Raw genomic sequence first — 17005 nt, 5'->3', positions numbered from 1 at the left:
GGGGCCTGGCGGGAGGTCAGGCCCCGGGTGCTCAGCCCGACCCGTGGACCCGGATGAGGGGTGGTACACGGTGAGGGCAGGACGAGGACCGTGGCGAGCGTGCGAGCCAGTGCGGTGGTAATGGGTTCCGAGGCCCGTCTCTTGACCTGAGGGAGACGACGCCGGAGTTCTCGTCGCCCGCCCGCCACGGTCCCAGCCACTCCTCTTCCTCCAGGGGCTACGCACAGAGTCCCCTGCAGGAACGGGAGAACTCCTCCCCCACACACTCCGCCCGGCGGTGCGAACGTCCTGTCGCGCCAGCCTCGCACCGTCGGGCGGTAACAAACCAGAGCGCCGAGTCACGGACGGTCCCGTGACTCGGCGCTTTGCCGTTCCTGGCATACCGGTATGCAACACACCTATCGGCCGCATAGTCTCGTCGTCCAGGGCGGCGACAACGGCGCGGTGCCGTTCCAGTACCCCTGCGGCAATTTCAAGGATCAGTACTGGTCCCAGGAGCTCTGACCTCCTCCGACGACCGCGGTCGCACCCTGCGGTGGCACCCGGGCGAAGCGCCGGGTCAGGGACACTCCCGTGACCCGGCGCTTCGTCGTGTCCGCACACCTGCCGGGCCCGGGGCCTGAGCGTTGCTCAGGGGCCCTTCCCAACGGTGTCCTCGCCGGGTTCGGTGTCCAGCGCCGCGCGGTCGTACATCAGCATGCCGAGGAAGAACAGCCCTCCCAGGAGGAGCAGGCCGGCCACGACCACGACGGGGACCAGCGCCTCGCGCGGCGTCACGAGGACGAACAGCGCGAGCAGGGTCCAGGCCAGCGCGCAGAGCGCTACCGGCAGTTCCAGGCGTCCGAGGTCGAAGGCGCCCTCCTGGCGGCCCAGGCGGCCGCGCACGGCCAGGTAGAGGACGATCGTCGCGCCGTAGATGACGGCCGGGAGGATCGTCGACGCCGTGATCAGCTCCAGCAGTGCGGCGCCGGGCAGCGCCACCATCAGGACGAACCCGAGCGCGAGGATCAGCAGGGTCGCCGGGACCGGCGTCCGCGTACGGGGGTTCACCCGCCGCATCACCCGGTGCGCGGGGAAGCGTGCGTCGCGCGACATCGCGTAGACCAGGCGCGAGCAGGAGACCATCACCACGATCCCGGCGCCGAAGAACGCGAACGAGATCGCGACGAGCAGCACCTTCTCCGCGGCCGGACCGAGGTTCTCGCGCATGATCGCCGCGACCGGCGACCCGTCGGCACTGATCCGGGGGACGTCCTGGATCGCGACGGTCAGCGCGATCAGGAAGAGCATGCCGAGGATTCCCGCGGCGACGACCGACCCCACGATCGCGCGCGGGACGCTGCGGTGGGGGTCCTTGGCCTCCTCGGCCAGGTTCGCGGCGGAGTCGAAGCCCACGAGGGTGGCGAGACCCATGATCATCGCCAGCATCAGCCCGCCGCCGACGGCGAAGTAGTCGGGCGCGTGCGCCGTGACCCCGCGCGAGGTGAGGTTGGCCGCCGAGCCGTCGCCCGTGACCAGCACGGCGATGACGAGCGCGATCGCCACCACCACGACGAGGGCCACCTCCAGCCCCACCGCCGCCGAGTTGATCCAGCCGACCAGGCGCGTCGAGGCGATGGCGACGACGGCCTGGACGGCCAGCACCACGAGCGTGATCACGCGGGCGGTGTCCTCGTCCGCCGCGATGCCGACGAGCGGCATGAACGACTGGCTGGCCAGCGCGTTGTCGATCGCCACGACGGCGATCGCCAGGTAGCAGAAGGTCAGCCAGCCGAACCACCAGCCGATTCTCGTGTTGGCCAGCCGTGAGGCCCACTGGTAGGAGGAGCCGCTGAGCGGGATGCGGGCTGCGAACTGGGCGACGACCAGTGCCACCAGGGTCTGTCCCACCGCGGCGATGAGCCAGAGCCAGATCCCCACCGGTCCCGCGGTTCGCAGCACTTCGTCGTAGGTCCCGAAGACACCGACCGCCACCGAGATGAAGGCGAACGAGATCGCGAACACCTGGAAGGGGCCGAGCGTGCGCTTCAGCTCCTGCCGGTATCCCCCGCGCTCGACATCGGCACTGGCATCCGCCCCGGCATCGGCCCCGGCGAAACCGCCGCCGTCCTGCCCGCCCTGTCCGCCCTGTCCGCCCGCCGAAGCCCGCGTCACCCGGCCACCTCGCTCTCCACGGCCCTTCGCAGCCGCTGCGAAGACCCGGCCAGTGTGCTGCGCCGGGCCGCACCGCCCCGGCGGGTGGCGGCCGACGCACAGGGCGAGGCCCCGAACGGACGCGCCCGGTCGTGCCGCGGCCGGGCCGGGCCTTCCGGTGCCGGTGGGGGCCTGGTTGACTGGCCGAATGGATCTTCAGGTGTTCCGCGCCCTGCTGTCGGACGAGGGGCAGAGCCTGCTGGCGGCCCTCGGGGACGCGGAACGGGCCGGGGACCCGGCGCTGCGGCACGGCCGGCCCGCGGCCCTGGTGGCGGCGGCCGAGGAGCAGGTGCGGCTGCGAGAGCAGGCCGCGGCGAAGTTCGGGGAGTTCGCCCCGCGGCTGTACCTCACCCCCGACCTCGTCGAGCTCTCCTCCCACCTGGCCGTGGCCGACTACAAGCTGGACCGTGTCCTGGCCGAGTTCGGTGTGGTGCTGATCGATGCGATAGGTCTGGGCAACGGCCTGGACGCCCACCTGCTCAGCTGGTCGCACCACACCACGGCCGTCGACCCCGATCCGCTGGCCGTCGAGATCGCCGGGGCCAACGCGCCGGTCGTGGACGCGGCGATGCTCTTCCCCCAGCGCCAGGACGCCGCCTCGTTCGACAGCCAGGGCGAGGCGGTCTTCGTCGACCTGATGCGGCGTCCCGGGCCCGACGGGGCACACGACCCCGAGTCGTGGAGTCCGCCGCTCTCCTGGGCGCTGGAGCGCGTCCGCACGACCGGCCTCGGCTGGATCCGGCTCGCACCCGGCCTCGCACCCGGTGCCGTACCGGATCTCGGGCGGGCCGCCGAGGCCGAGTGGATCTCGTACGACGGGGAGGTCCAGGAGCTGGTCCTGTGGTTCGGCCCGCACGGGGAGCCCGCGCCCGTCACCGTACGCAGGGCCACGCTGCTGCCCGTCGGCGCCTCGCTCACCGCACGCGGCCTGCCCGAGCCGCCCGTACGCCCCCCGGGCCGCTACGTGTACGTGCCCGACCCGGCGGTGGTCCGCGCGGGCCTGCTCGCCGAGCTCGCCCAGGACGTCGGCGGCGCGCTCCTGGACGGCGGCGGCGCCCTCCTCACCTCCGACGAGCTGCGGCACACGGCTTTCGCGACGGCGTACGAGGTCATCGGGGTGGCGACGCACGCGCCGGAGCCGCAGGCACCGGTGGAGTTCGCCGTCGGCGCGGCGGACGGCCCCCTGACGCTGAGCGCCGTCCCCGTCCCCCTGCCCGAGCCGCGTTCCCCGTAGGGCCGGCCGGGGGGGTCGGCGGGGACCACGCGAGCGGCCCCCGTCCCTCCTGGTGGAGGGACGGGGGCCGCTCTGCGGTGCGGGGAGGGCGGATCAGACCTGGAGGGCCTTGATCGCGGTCGGGGCGTGGCCCGGCTCGGTCGCGAGCTCCTCGAACTCGGTGACGTCGCTCATGTCGACCGTCTTGCTCATCGCGATGTTGGTGACGCGCTCCAGGATGGCCTCGACGACGACCGGGACCTGGAACTCCTGAGCCAGCTTCTTGGCCTGCTCGAAGGCCTCGCCCAGCTTGTCCGGGTCGGTGACGCGGATGGCCTTGACGCCCAGGCCCTCGGCGACCTTGACGTGGTCGACGCCGTAGACGCCCAGCTCGGGGGTGTTGATGTTCTCGAATTCGAGGTTGACCTCGAAGTTGATGCCCAGGTTGCCCTGCGCCTGACGGATCAGGCCCAGGTAGGCGTTGTTCACGAGGACGTGGACGTAGGGGACCTTGTGCTGGGCGGCGACCGCCAGCTCCTCGATCATGAACTGGAAGTCGTAGTCGCCGGAGAGCGCGACGACCGGGGTCTCGGGCTCCGCGGTGGCGGCACCGATGGCGGCCGGGATGGTCCAGCCGAGCGGGCCGGCCTGGCCGCAGTTGACCCAGTGACGCGGGCGGTAGACGTGCAGGAACTGCGCCGCCGCGATCTGGGACAGGCCGATGGTGGTGACGTAGCGGGTCTCGGGACCGAACGCCTTGTTCATCTCCTCGTAGACGCGCTGCGGCTTCAGGGGGATGTTGTCGAAGTGCGTACGGCGCTGCAGGGTCGCCTTGCGCTCCTGCGCCGAGGCGGCCCAGGCGGAGAAGTCGGGCAGCTTGCCCTCGGCCTTGAGCTCCTTGGCGATCTCGATGAAGAGCTCCAGCGCGGCCTTGGCGTCGGAGGCGATGCCGAAGTCCGGGGCGAAGATCCTGCCGAGCTGCGTGGGCTCGATGTCGACGTGGACGAACTTGCGGCCCTTGGTGTAGGCGTCCAGGTTGTAACCGGTGTGGCGGTTGGCCCAGCGGTTGCCGATGCCGAGGACGAAGTCCGACTCCAGGAACGTCGCGTTGCCGTAGCGGTGGGCGGTCTGGACACCGACCATGCCGGCGGCCAGCTCGTGGTCGTCCGGGATGGTGCCCCAGCCCATCAGGGTGGAGATGACGGGGACGCCCGTCAGCTCGGCGAACTCGACCAGCAGGTCGGACGCGTCGGCGTTGATGATGCCGCCGCCGGCGACGATCAGCGGGCGCTCCGACTCCAGCAGGAACTGCAGGGCCTTGGCGGCCTGGGCGCGGGTGGCCTGCGGCTTGTAGACCGGCAGCGGCGCGTAGGTGGCCGGGTCGAACTCGATCTCGGTCAGCTGGACGTCGATCGGGAGGTCGATCAGGACCGGGCCCGGACGGCCGGAGCGCATCAGGTGGAAGGCCTCCTGGAACACGCCCGGGACCTGCGCGGCCTCCAGGACGGTCGTGGCCTTCTTGGTGACGGCCCCCACGATCGAGGCGATGTCGACGGCCTGGAAGTCCTCCTTGTGGAGCTTCGAGACCGGGGCCTGACCGGTGATGCACAGGATCGGGATCGAGTCCGCGATCGCGGAGTACAGGCCGGTGATCATGTCGGTGCCGGCCGGGCCCGACGTACCGATGCAGACACCGATGTTGCCCGCCTTGGCCCGCGTGTAGCCCTCGGCCATGTGCGAAGCGCCCTCGACGTGGCGGGCGAGGGTGTGCGCGATGCCGCCCACGTTCTTGAGCTCGCGGTAGAACGGGTTGATCGCAGCACCGGGGACACCGAACGCTTGTTCGACACCCTCGAGCTTGAGGATCTCCACTGCAGCGGCGGCGGCTGTCATACGAGGCATCGAGTTCTCCTGCGGGTCTGGCGGTCAGGCTTTTCCGTAATCCGGAAGTTTTGTTCTGCTATACGGAACAAGCTAAGCGGCGACTCCTGCGACGTCAAGGCGGTACGGGACCCCGGAACCGCCTATAAGCCGCATTCCGGTCGGCGACTTGTACAAATCACCGATCCGCCGGCGGGAATCCCCCGGAAAAGGCGCGCGGCCTCCCCCCGGCGGTCGCCGGTGGTGGAGCATGGACCTACGCACAGCGACGGAGGGGGTCCAGGTCTCATGGCGGAAGCAGTACCGGTGCGCTGCCCGGCGTGCCTGCGCGAGAACGGCTACACCGCCCCGGTCTTCCCCTGCGCCTGCGGAAGCCCGGTCCATCCCCCGCTGGACCTGGCGGCGCCGCCGGTTCCGCTGACCCACCGGACCTGGTCGGACACCTGGGTGACGGTGCGCTGCACGACCTGTGGGCGGGAGAGCGAGTGGCCGCATCCGGAGCTGGGCTGCGGTGCGTGCGGGACGGTGGTCCTGATCCCGGTGCACCCGCTGGAGGGCACGGCGACCCCGGCAGGCGCGGCGGGTCCGGTGGGCACGACCGCGGCGGGCGCGCGGACGGATCCGGTCGGCGCCGGAGGGGGACCGGCGGGCGGACCCGCGGGCGGCGCGGCCACGGGCGGGCCGCCGGGTGCGCACCCGGCGCACATCCCGCCACCGCCGGCCGCACCGGTGCCGCGGCCCGCGTTCCGGCCGGTGACCATCCGTACGGCCCGCGACGCAGTGGCCACGGCCGCGCTGTACCTGCGCTGGCTCGGCTTCCGGGACGTGCGGCAGCCCGACGGGCGCCCGATCCCGGCGGCGACCGTGGACCTGCGGGCTCCGGGCCTGGTCGCCCAGGTGGACCCGACCACGGCGCCGGCCGGGCTGCGGGCGGTGGAGTGCGTCTGGCTGAACGGCCTGACGGCCTCCGCGACCAGCGTCTACTTCTCTCTCGCGGGCTACACGGAGGAGGCCCGGGCCCGCGCGGACGATCTCGGAATACCGCTCTTCGTCATGGACCTGACGGGAATGCCGCAACCGGTCAACGATCCGGCGGACACGCTGGTCGGCCCGGACGCGTAGGGGGGTGCCGCGGCGACCAGGCCCGCGCGTCCGGCATGACCGGCGAGCTACCCCCTAAGCTCGTGGGCATTGCCTACTTCCCGCCCAGGAGAGCCCGATGAGCCTGTACGACATCCCGCTGACCACCCTGTCCGACGAGCCCACCAGCCTCGCCGCCCACAAGGGCAAGGCGATCCTCGTGGTGAACACCGCCTCCCAGTGCGGTCTCACCCCGCAGTACTCGGGACTGGCCCGTCTGCAGTTCACGTACGAGGCGAAGGGCTTCACTGTCATCGGCGTGCCCTGCAACCAGTTCGGTGAGCAGGAGCCCGGCAACGCCGAGGACATCCAGACCTTCTGCGCGGCCGGTTTCGGCGTCACCTTCCCGATGCTGGAGAAGTCCGAGGTCAACGGCGAGAACCGGCACCCGCTGTACCAGGAGCTGGTGAAGACCCCGGACGCGGACGGCGCGGCCGGGGACATCCAGTGGAACTTCGAGAAGTTCCTGATCTCCCCCGCCGGCGAGGTCGTGGCGCGCTTCCGCCCGCGCACCGAGCCCGAGGCCCCCGAGGTCATCGCCGCGATCGAGGCGCTCCTGCCCGCGTAGCGCCCCGTACCGGGCCACTGATCCACCGGCTGCTCCGCTGCGCGCGCGGAGCAGCCCGCGTGCGCTCCGCTCAGTCCAGGTCGGCCTCGTGGTACTCCCCCGCCGACCCGGCCGCGGTGAGCTCCCTCAGCTCCACCCGGCGGATCTTGCCGGACACCGTCTTCGGGAGCTCGGCGAACTCGATGCGGCGGATCCGCTTGTACGGGGACAGCACCGCGCGGGAGTGCGCGAACAGCACCCGGGCCGTCTCCGGCCCGGGCTCCCAGCCGCCCGCGAGGGTGACGTACGCCTTCGGGACCGCCAGCCGCAGCGGGTCGGGGGCCGGAACGACGGCGGCTTCGGCCACCGCCTCGTGCTCCAGCAGGGCGCTCTCCAGCTCGAACGGGCTGATCTTGTAGTCCGAGGCCTTGAACACGTCGTCGGAGCGCCCGACGTAGGTGAGGTACCCGTCGGCGTCCCGCGCGGCGATGTCACCGGTGCGGTAGAGCCCGTCCGCCATGGCCTCGGCCGTACGCTGCGGATCGTCGCGGTAGCCGGTCGTGACCCCGGCGGGCCGGGTGCGCAGGTCCACGCAGAGCTCGCCCTCGTCGGGGGACTCCTTGCCGGTGACCGGGTCCAGCAGGACGATCTCGTAGCCGGGCGCCGGGCGGCCCATGGAGCCCGGCTTGACGGGGACCCCGGGGAAGTTCCCGACCTGGAGGGTGGTCTCGGTCTGGCCGAAGCCGTCCCGGATGGTGACGCCCCAGGCCGCGCGGACCCGCTCGATGACCTCCGGGTTGAGCGGCTCCCCGGCGGCGACGGCCTCGCGCGGGGGCCGGGCCAGCTGGGTGAGGTCGGACTGGATCAGCATCCGCCACACGGTGGGCGGGGCGCAGAAGGTGGTCACGCCGTGCCGGTCCATCTCGGCCATCAGGCGCTCGGCGTCGAAGCGGGTGTAGTTGTGGACGAAGACGGTCGCCCCGGCGTTCCACGGGGCGAAGAGGTTGGACCAGGCGTGCTTGGCCCAGCCGGGCGAGGCGATGTTGAGGTGCACGTCCCCGGGGCGCAGCCCGAGCCAGTACATCGTGGAAAGGTGGCCGATGGGGTACGAGGCGTGCGTGTGCTCGACGAGCTTGGGGCGGTCGGTGGTGCCGGAGGTGAAGTACAGCATCAGCGGGTCGGTGGCGAGGGTCTCGCCGTCTGGCCTGAAATCGCCGTCGGCGGCCGCCATGTCCGCCAGCCTCAGCCAGCCGTCGGGGACCTGCTCACCGGCGGCGATCCGGGTGTAACCGCCCGGCACCTCGTCGAACTTGGCCGTGTCAAGGGCGCGGGCGACGACATGGCGCACCTGGCCGCGCTCGACCCGGTCGCGCAGGTCGGCCGGGCCGAGCAGCGGGGTGGCGGGGATGACCACGGCGCGCAGTTTCATCGCGCCGAGCATCACCTCCCACAGCTCGCGCTGGTTGCCGAGCATGACCAGGATCTGGTCGCCGGGCGAGACGCCCTGCTCGCGGAGCCAGTTGGCGGCGGCGCCGGACCGTGCGGAGAGCTCCGCGAAGCTGAGGCTCTGGCTGGTGCCGTCCTCCTCGACGATGCGCAGGGCGTCGGCGCCGTTCCCGGCGGCGATGTGGTCGAACCAGTCCAGGGCCCAGTTGAAGCGGTGGGGGCGGGGCCAGGTGAACCCGGCGTGGGCGGCCTCGTAGTCGCCGCGGCGTTCCAGCAGGAAGTCCCGCGCTGCCAGGAACCGGGCGGTGGCGTCGTCCTGCGTGCTCTCGGTCGTCATGACGGGCATCGTGCCGCCTCCGGTGTACGGACCACCAGTGCGGCGTCAGCCGTGAGTTGACCAGCGGGGGCGCCGGACCCGCCCGGACCCGCCCGGACCCGCCCGGACCCGCCCCGGGCTTCCCCCACCGCCCGAACCGCCCGAACAGGCCGTCAGGGGTTGATCGGTGCGAACCGCACCGACGCACCACCGGCGCCCCCGGACCCATCCCTCGCCTGCGCCTTCCCTTCCGGCTTCCCTTCCGCCATTGCCCGCACCATCAGCTCCGCTTCGGCGACGATCTCCTCCTTCGCCGTCTTCGGGACCGGGCCGAACAGCTCGACGGTGACCGTCCGCCCGTCCAGCTTCCACAGTCCGGCGAGGAACCCGTCCACGAGCAGGGTGCAGTGGGCCTGGTTCCCGGTCCACGTACGCCCCTTGATCTCCGGGGCCACCACGCGGGTGCGGTCGGCGTGCGAGAGCAGGAGGTTGTCGAACTCCGGCAGGAAGCGGGGCGGCGCCGGGGTGCCCGCGTCGGGGCGCGGGGCGTCGGGAAGGTCGAAGAGCTCCACCCCGTTCTCGTCCTGGAAGACGAGGAGGTCCGGGCGCAGCCGCTCGAAGGCCTCGCGCAGCCGGGTCAGTCCGGCCCACGTCTGCATGTCCTTGACGGAGGCGGGCCCGAAGGCGGTGAGGTAGCGCAGCACGACCTCGTCCAGGGGCTGCGCAGCGCCGGCCGGCCGCCCGAGCCAGTGCTCGACGGTGGTGAGCCGGACCTGACCGCTGCGCCCCCACACCCCCCGCGGGGTGACCTGGACCAGCGGCAGCCGGCAGCGGGCGGCGACGGAGAGGGACTGCGGGTCGGCGTCGGGCCAGTCCCGGAGCAGTTCCTCACGGATCTCGCCCATGGTCCGCGGCTCGCTCTCGACGAAGGCGCGGGCGCGCTGCGCGAGCCGGTCCAGATCCACCCCCGTGAGCCCCTTGCGGAAGTAGCTGACCTCGCGGTCACGGGCGGGCTGGACGAGGGGCCTCAGGGTCAGGGCGTCGTGAGCGGTGTGCGTATGGATCGTCGACCGCATGGTGACCATCCGGACGACCTCGCGGGACTCCATGAGCCCGGCCAGCTCGGCGGGCCGGAAGCCGGCGAGCCGGGCGTACAGCTGGAAGTAGGGCGGCTTCACGTTCTGCGCCTGCAGCCCGAGCAGGTGCGCGACGGCGTCCCCCGCGGACATCTCGGCGCGGCTGAGCAGCAACTGGCGGGCGAGCGTGGCACGGTTCAGAGCGCGGGTGCCGAGTACGGGGTGTGTCGTCCTGGAAGCCATGGCAGCAAGCTAGCGTCCCTTGCGGACAGCTTCGGTCCGCAACCTTCCGCGGTCTTCCGCAGCCTTCACTGCTGTCAGGCGCAGTGGGTCGGCAATCTCCCCCGCTCGGCACCCGCACGACCGGCCGAATACGGTCGCACGGGGGAAACACGGTTGTCGTCACCGTCGCGGGAGTGTTCCGATCATGACCGACCGTGCCGCACGCGGGGAGGAGAGACGAGACGGTGCCCGACGACATGGCCCGATGGCTGAAGGAGCACGCCAACCCCTTGAGCACCCTGACCCCCGGTGCACCCGTGGAGGACCTGAAACCCCTGGGCGAGGCCCTGCGGGGGACCCGGATCGTCGGTCTCGGTGAATCCACCCACGGCACGGGCGAGTTCTTCCGGCTCAAGCACCGCATCGTGGAGTTCCTGGTCCGCGAGGAGGGGTTCACCACCCTCGCCATGGAGGCCAGCCAGTCCGCCGCCCGCGCGCTCGACGCGTACGTCCGGTTCGGTACGGGCGACCCCGGACGTCTCGTCGCCCGGCTGGGCTTCTGGACCTGGCGCACCCGCGAGATGGTCGACCTCGTCGCATGGCTGCGCGCCCACAACCGCGACCTGCCCGAGGAGCGCCGCACCCGTTTCGTGGGAACGGACCCACAGCTGTGCGCGGACTCGGTCGAGGCCGTCGCCGCCTTCCTGCGCCGGACCGCACCCGATCAGGTCCGGCACCTCGGCGCCCTGGACGTACTGGCCCGGGCCCGCCCGGCCTCGCTCCCGGACCCGGACAAGACCCTGATGCGGCGCGCCGAGGAGATCGCCCGCGTCGTCGCCGACCACGTCGAGCGGTCGGGTCCCGGCGACGCCGCCGCTGATGCCCTGGAACACGCGCGGATCCTGGTCCGCGCCGCCGACCTGGTGTCCCGGACGTTCACGGCCCCGGACGGCGAAGAGGGGGTGTACGCCGCGCGTGACCGCTACATGGCCGAGGCCGTCGCACGGCTCGTGGACGACGACCCCGGGGCGCGCGTCATGGTCTGGGCGCACAACGGGCACATCGCGAAGGGCACGTACGGGGACCAGGTACCGGCCCTCGGCAGCGGACTGCGCGACCGGTACGGCGACGCCTACTACGCGCTGGCGCTCCTCTTCGGCAAGGGCTCCTTCCTGGCCCGCCGCGGCGACGATCTGCAGGGCCCGCCGGTGCGCCACCACATCGGCACCGGCTTCCGCTCCCTGGAGGCCAGGCTCGCGGACGCCGTACCCGGCGACTACTACGCGGACCTGCGCGCCGCGGGATCACCCGCCGGCGCCGCGCCCTGGCTGCACGCCCCCCACGCGCAGCGCAGCTTCGGCGCGAACGTCCAACGGTTCTTCTACCGTCTGAACACGGCCCCGCTCGTCCCGGCCGAGGACTACGACGGCATCGCGTTCGTGGCACGCTCGACCTGCTCCCACCCGCTGCCCCCGGCGGAGGGCCTGGCGGGCCGGGCCGGCGGAACCGGGTAACGTCTTCGTCATGTTCTTCCAGACGCCGATTCCGGAGTGAGAGCGTGACGGGCCCCCGCTGACGTCGTTCGATGTCGCCGCGCCCGTCCCCAGCCGACGCATCCGTAGATCACTTCACACCAGCACCGGGAGAACCCGTGACCGACAGCAAGAACATCAACAACCCCGTGGGCCAGGGCGGCGGCCAGCGCAAGAAGCTGTCCCGCTCCGAGCGCCAGAACAACGGGCCGCACCGCAACCTCGACCGCCAGGGCGCCGCCGACCGGAAGGCGGAGCTGGTGCGCAAGATGCGCGAGAAGGCAGCCGCAGCCGAGGCCGCCGCACAGGCGGACGACGACACGGCCCAGGGCTGACGCGCCTTCGCCGCATCGCGGCGGCGAACCCCACCGCGAGCACCGGAACGAGCGGGCAGGCAGGCAGGCGAGCCGTTCCGGGAGAACCCCTCTGCCGCAGGGGAGTCGTGAGGTCCCCTCTCGTCCGGAGCCTTCCGGAGCGCGAAGTTGGTGCACATCAGCGCCTCGGGCAGAATCACGTTCGACTGCAACGGGCCGTGAAGTGCGGCTCGGTGTCGGCAGGAAGCGCTGGATGCGGCGGGGCCGGGCGGGATCGTGTTTCCGCCGGTGCGGGGGCTGGTGCCGGATGGTGCCGCGCTCGACGGGGACGGACGGGAGGGGCGGGTGTGAGCGGGGACGGGGCGGATCTTGATGTTTCGAAGCAGGCGCTGGGGCAGATAGCGAAGGGGATCACGGACACGCTGGGCGAGCTGAAGGAGCTCGGGATGGTGGGTTCGGCCAGCATGGGGCGGGGGTTCTCGGATCTGGCGCTGTCGGGGATGGAGAGCGGGAACGAGGGCCTGACGGCGTCGATGAAGACGTTCTGCGAGCGCTGGGAGTGGGGCGTGCGGGCGCTGGTGCAGCAGGGGAACCAGTTCGCGTTCGACGTGGGTCTGTCGGCGGGTGTGATGCACGAGCAGGACCAGTACATCCAGGGCAGTTTCAAGGTGCTGACGAACTCGGCGATGGGCAATCCGTACGCGTCGGAGCAGGAGATCACCGGTAAGGACTGGGGCGCGGTCCTGTCGGACAACGTGTACACGCAGGTCCGGGACGCGGACTACAGTCCCGAGTCCTTCGAGCGGGCGCGGGAGAACAGCGAGGAGGCCTGGAAGGGCGCGGTGCGGGACGTCAACAGCTCGGATGTCCTCCTCAGCAATCAGATCGTCGACGCGGTGGGGATGCGGGACGAGGTGGATGCGGCGGTCGAGGGCTGGGTCGGACCCGCACCGCAGCAGCAGCCGCCGGTGTCGGGTGGTGGGCGCTGATGACGGACTGGGGCGGTCTGCTGGACAAGGGTCTGCAGAAGCTGGACGACGGCTGGGAGGAGACGAAGAAGGTCGTCGGGCAGGGCGTCGACAAGGCCACCGACGGGATCGGTGCGGGGCTGGAGTACGTCGGGGCGGACGACTGGGCGGACAAGGTCGAGGACTGGGGCGACGACGTCGCTTCGGGTCTGGGTGCTTCGGTCGGTGAGCAGCAGCTGGGCCAGAGTGAGCAGGCGGATGAGCTGGTGCACGGCAAGCCGGTGAAGATCCGGGAGTCGGCGAAGCACCTGAGTGATTTCCAGGGGGCGTTCGACCGGGTCGGTCAGGGGATGCGGGCGCTGGATTCGGGGCACTGGAAGGGGCAGGCCGCCGATGCGTTCCGCAAGAAGTTTGCGATGCATCCGGTGGACTGGCTGCATGCTTCGGATGCGTGTGAGGCGGCGGCGGGTGCGCTGACGCGGTACGCGGAGACGGTGGAGTGGGCGCAGAAGCAGGCGCAGCAGGCCATCGATTTGTACAAGGCGGCGGTCAGGGCGGCGAAGGAGGCCCATGAGGGGTATGCCGCGAAGGTCGAGACGTACAACGCGGCGGCGAAGGCGGGCCGGGATCCGGGGCCGGAGCCGCAGAAGCCGGTCGATGTGGGCAAGGCCGACGGGACGCGGGCCCACGAGATCCTGAACGAGGCCCGCAGGCAGCGTGACGAGGCCGCGGCGAACGTGGCCAAGGCGCTGGACGCGGCGCTGGAGCATGCTCCGAAAGAGCCGTCGGCGACGGACCGGGCCCTGGCCGGGATCGCCGACTACTACGGTGGTCAGGCCGTCGAGCTCAACCACTTCGTCGGCGGTGTGGTCAAGGGCACGGCCGGGCTGGTCAACTTCGCCCGCGGTCTGAACCCGATGGACCCGTACAACCTCACCCATCCCGCCGAGTACCAGCAGAACCTCAACATGACGCTGGCCGGCCTGGTCTCCACCGCCGCCCACCCCGAACGGATCCCGGGCGCGCTCATCGACAGCTTCAAGAACGACCCCTCCGAAGGCCTGGGCCGCCTCGTACCCGAACTCCTCGGCACCAAGGGCTTCGGCGGAGCCCGGGCGGGAACGAGACTCGCCCTGCGAGAAGGGCTGGAGGGAGCCGCCGGTACGGGCCTGCGGCAGGCCGACGAGTGGCTGACCGGTGGCAGGAGGAGGCCCCGGCAGCTCCTCGACGACCCGGCCCAGACCAAGTGGGCGGAGGACGCGTACGCGGACTTCATGAAGAGCGACCGGGACGTCGACTCGATCAGCGGTCACACGCAGGGGCTGGCCCGGGACAACGGCTCCACAGGATTCACCCCGGAGGAGATCGCCGCGGTGAAGAAGCACGTGTTCGACACGGAACATCCCATCGTGGACTACGAAACGGGAGGTGTCGTGATGCGGAAGTTCGACGCGGACGCGGAGATCGCGGACGCCTGGATCCGGTTGCGCTCCGGAAACGGGCTGCCGGAGGACCGGCTGCTCCTGGAGCACGAGCTGGCCGAGCTCACGTACCTGCGCGAGAACCCGGGGTCCACCTACCAGGAGGCGCACCGGGTGGCGAACGAGACGCACAACTGGCAGGAATCCGGACCGCTGGACAAGCGCGAAGACATCGAAGGGGAATGGTAAATGGCCGCGATCGTGTATTTCCGGAAGATCTCGGAGACCGAGGATCTGGTGGAGTACGAGTTCGGTGACGACCCCGAGCGTTTCGAGCGACGGCTGACCATGGACAAGGCGTCCTGCACCTCGACGGTCCAGGACGCACAGGTCGACTACACCTTCCTGAAGGCGTCGCGGAAGCTCAACGCCCTGTACACGGAGCGGGGTGAGTGGCCGGAGCGGGGGATGAGCGTGAGCTGACCGCGTGCGGCTGGACGGCGGCGGACCTGGTGCGGGCCCGATCGGCTCGCGCGGGCCGGCCGGGGTCAGCAGTTCGGCACCCATGCGTGGGAGCGCGGGCGGACGGCGCCGCTCAGGTTGGTCCTCGTACGCACCTTCACGCAGCCCAGCGGCTCCTGCTGGTCGGCCCGGCCGTAGTAGAGGACGTCGACCTTGGTCGCCCCCTGGGTGAGGTCGAAGCCGTTGTTGAAGACGGAGCGGGGCGCGCTGCGGGCCGTCCAGGGGCAGGGGGCCGGGCCGTCGATCCAGTCCGATCCGCCGTCGACCCAGGAGCACATCTCTCCCCGGCCGTCCTCCTCGGAGAAGAAGCAGACCGCCCCGCGCCAGCATCGGTCGTACCCCAGCACCCCGGCGGAGTCCCCGAGGTGGAACAGACCCGAAGCCCATACGGCGCCCAGGCCGGCGGCGAGCGCCGCCGTACCGGCCGCGATCAGCCGGCGGCGCCGGCGGCCCGGTCCGGGGACACGCCGGGCCGGTCGGGAGGGTGCGGGAGCGGCCGCCGCCTCCACCCGGCGCAGCAGCGACGCCGCTGTGTGCGCGGCCCGGTCCTCGTGTCTTCGGGCCAGGCAGTCGCGGACGACGTCCCGCCAGTGCTCCGGGAGTTCCGGTGACAGCCGCAGCTCCTCCTCGCCCCGGGCGTAGCGCAGGGCGGCGTCCCGGCGGGCGGCGGGGGTGCCGCCGGGCAGCGGGAGTGCCCCGGTCAGGACGACGTGGGCCAGAACGCCGAAGGCCCAGATGTCGGCCGTCGGGCGGATCTTCGTACCGCGTTCGCCGACTTCCGACCAGAGCAGGTCCGGCGGGGTGTAGTCGGGGGTGGCGAAGGCCGGGGAGTAGGCGTGGGTGCCCTCCAGTTCCGCGGCCATGTTGAAGTCGCCCAGCCGCGCCGTGCCGTCGGCCATCAGCAGGACGTTGCCCGGCTTGAGGTCGCCGTGGACCCAGCCCGCGCGGTGCAGTTGGTCGAGCCCCTCGCAGACCTGGGCGAGCAGGGCGGGCCCGGTCGGTGGTGGCACTCCGTCGGCGAGCAGGGCGTCCAGGGAGCCCCGCGCCTCCTCCAGGACGAGGACGGTGGCGCCGTCGAGTTCGGGCCGGTCGGGGTCGTCGACCGTGAGCACCTCGTACAGCCTGATCAGCCGGGGTGTGCGCACCCGGCGCAGCAACTCGGTCTCGCGCTCGGCGAGCTCGGCCAGGTGCCGTAACCGGCGCGGGGTACGGGTGCCGGTCGGCAGGAACTTGAGCGCGGCCCGGCCGGGCAGGCGCGGCTCGGGTGCGGCGCGCAGGGCCGCGTACACGCTGCCGAAGGCACCGGCCCCCAGCAGGTGCCCGACGACCCAGGGCCCGACGCGGTAGCCGGGCGGGACGTCGAGGGCGCCGGAGTGTCCGGCTCGCCCGCTCAGCGGGCGGTACCGGTCGGGGCGGCCGGCAGGGCCGCCAGGTCCGCCTCGCGGACGAGGTCGAAGCGCAGGGCCAGCGAGACCAGGGTCTCCTTCTTGCCGACCAGCCGTGGTCCCGGGTCCACCGTGTCGGGGCCGGGCTTGAGGCGCAGTTTGACCGCGAGGTAGTCGATGTTCCACTGCACGGCGGCGCGGTTGGCGGCGGGCCAGGACGGCTTCAGCCGTTCGACCACCTGCTCGACCGTGGGCAGCGGGGCGTGCGGTGCGCCGCGCAGCCTCGGTTCGCAGAGCGCGGTGAGGACCAGGAAGTACCGGCTGGAGCGGTCGAGCGGGAAGGGGAGTGCGGTCGGCTCGCCGTCGGGCTCGCCGGGATCGTCCCGGTCGGCGTAGTCGTGGCGCGGCGCCCAGACGTCCAGGGTGAGCAGTTCGGAGCCGGCCGGCAGGACGAGCCGCGCGAATTCGAACGGGACGGGTGCGTCCAGCCGGCCGGGGCCGATCTTGATGTGCTCGCCCGCGCCTTCCGGGTTCTCGACGACGTAGGTCGCCGAGCGGGAGAAGTTGCTGAGCGACCAGTACGTGGCCGTGGCGGTGATCTCCCCCGCCGCACGCGAGACGCCGGCGTGCGGGACGTGGAGGGCGTGAGGGCCGTGGAGGGAGTGCGGGCCGTTGCCACGACCACCGGTGCCGGAGTGGCCGAGGGGTTCGCGGCCGAACCGGAGGGTCTGCCCCGGTGCCAGGCGGATCTGTGCGGCCGGGGACATGGTGGGCCCCGGAACCACGATGATGCTGTTCACGTCGCTTCCTTCCCCGAAGGTGCAGGGGA

General features: G+C 71.8%; 14 protein-coding genes. 8 read left to right on the top strand and 6 right to left on the bottom strand.

Translation table 11 applies throughout. From position 1 onward, the window contains the following. Positions 1-630: 630 nt before the first annotated feature. Positions 631-2154: an APC family permease gene (locus tag DEJ51_RS27160; RefSeq protein WP_150260214.1), complete on the bottom strand. Its 1524-nt coding sequence runs from the start codon at positions 2152-2154 to the stop codon at positions 631-633. Positions 2155-2341: 187 nt separating this feature from the next. On the opposite strand from DEJ51_RS27160, the gene DEJ51_RS27155 reads away from it, so the two are divergent. Next, a complete protein-coding gene (locus tag DEJ51_RS27155; RefSeq protein ID WP_150260213.1) occupies positions 2342-3427 on the top strand; it encodes an SAM-dependent methyltransferase in 1086 nt (361 codons plus the stop codon). 93 nt (positions 3428-3520) lie between these two features. On the opposite strand, the gene gcl is transcribed toward DEJ51_RS27155, so the two are convergent. Further along, entirely contained in the window at positions 3521-5308 is a 1788-nt protein-coding gene (gene gcl / locus DEJ51_RS27150; protein ID WP_150260212.1) for a glyoxylate carboligase, read from the bottom strand. A gap of 267 nt (positions 5309-5575) precedes the next feature. Between gcl and DEJ51_RS27145 the strand changes: the two genes are divergently transcribed. Further along, positions 5576-6409: a hypothetical protein gene (locus DEJ51_RS27145; RefSeq protein ID WP_150260211.1), complete on the top strand. Its 834-nt coding sequence runs from the start codon at positions 5576-5578 to the stop codon at positions 6407-6409. 97 nt (positions 6410-6506) lie between these two features. Beyond that, positions 6507-6995, top strand: a complete 489-nt coding sequence (locus tag DEJ51_RS27140; protein WP_150260210.1) for a glutathione peroxidase — start codon at positions 6507-6509, stop codon at positions 6993-6995. Between the two features lie 70 nt (positions 6996-7065). Here DEJ51_RS27140 and DEJ51_RS27135 read toward each other — a convergent pair whose 3' ends face one another. Together DEJ51_RS27135 and DEJ51_RS27130 are read right to left on the bottom strand one after the other, a co-directional pair. After that, complete coding sequence (locus tag DEJ51_RS27135) at positions 7066-8757, bottom strand: AMP-binding protein (protein ID WP_223835982.1); 1692 nt, start codon at positions 8755-8757, stop codon at positions 7066-7068. 152 nt (positions 8758-8909) lie between these two features. Continuing rightward, positions 8910-10055 (bottom strand): winged helix DNA-binding domain-containing protein, encoded by a 1146-nt coding sequence (locus tag DEJ51_RS27130; RefSeq protein ID WP_150260208.1) that lies wholly within the window; start codon positions 10053-10055, stop codon positions 8910-8912. 224 nt (positions 10056-10279) lie between these two features. On the opposite strand from DEJ51_RS27130, the gene DEJ51_RS27125 reads away from it, so the two are divergent. The 5 genes from DEJ51_RS27125 to DEJ51_RS27105 all read left to right on the top strand — a co-directional run bounded on the left by DEJ51_RS27125 (position 10280) and on the right by DEJ51_RS27105 (position 14752). Next, positions 10280-11548, top strand: coding sequence for an erythromycin esterase family protein (locus DEJ51_RS27125; RefSeq protein ID WP_150260207.1), 1269 nt, complete (start codon positions 10280-10282; stop codon positions 11546-11548). A 137-nt stretch (positions 11549-11685) separates the two neighbouring features. Further along, positions 11686-11901: a DUF6243 family protein gene (locus DEJ51_RS27120; protein WP_150260206.1), complete on the top strand. Its 216-nt coding sequence runs from the start codon at positions 11686-11688 to the stop codon at positions 11899-11901. Positions 11902-12227: 326 nt separating this feature from the next. Further along, entirely contained in the window at positions 12228-12869 is a 642-nt protein-coding gene (locus DEJ51_RS27115) for a hypothetical protein (protein ID WP_150260205.1), read from the top strand. Then, positions 12869-14518, top strand: coding sequence for a putative T7SS-secreted protein (locus tag DEJ51_RS27110; RefSeq protein ID WP_150260204.1), 1650 nt, complete (start codon positions 12869-12871; stop codon positions 14516-14518). Before DEJ51_RS27115 ends, DEJ51_RS27110 begins: the two co-directional genes overlap by 1 nt. Then, complete coding sequence (locus DEJ51_RS27105) at positions 14519-14752, top strand: hypothetical protein (protein WP_150260203.1); 234 nt, start codon at positions 14519-14521, stop codon at positions 14750-14752. It abuts the gene before it with no gap. Between the two features lie 65 nt (positions 14753-14817). Here DEJ51_RS27105 and DEJ51_RS27100 read toward each other — a convergent pair whose 3' ends face one another. Further along, positions 14818-16185, bottom strand: coding sequence for a serine/threonine-protein kinase (locus DEJ51_RS27100; protein WP_150262178.1), 1368 nt, complete (start codon positions 16183-16185; stop codon positions 14818-14820). Then, positions 16182-16976, bottom strand: coding sequence for an FHA domain-containing protein (locus tag DEJ51_RS27095; RefSeq protein ID WP_190620665.1), 795 nt, complete (start codon positions 16974-16976; stop codon positions 16182-16184). The genes DEJ51_RS27100 and DEJ51_RS27095 overlap by 4 nt, the downstream gene beginning before the upstream one ends. Between the last annotated feature and the right edge of the window lie 29 nt (positions 16977-17005).

Source organism: Streptomyces venezuelae (assembly GCF_008642275.1).
In the GTDB taxonomy this organism is placed as follows: domain Bacteria; phylum Actinomycetota; class Actinomycetes; order Streptomycetales; family Streptomycetaceae; genus Streptomyces; species Streptomyces venezuelae_E.
Note: the sequence above shows the minus strand (reverse complement) of the source record. Positions and strands in the feature narration are given on the sequence as shown.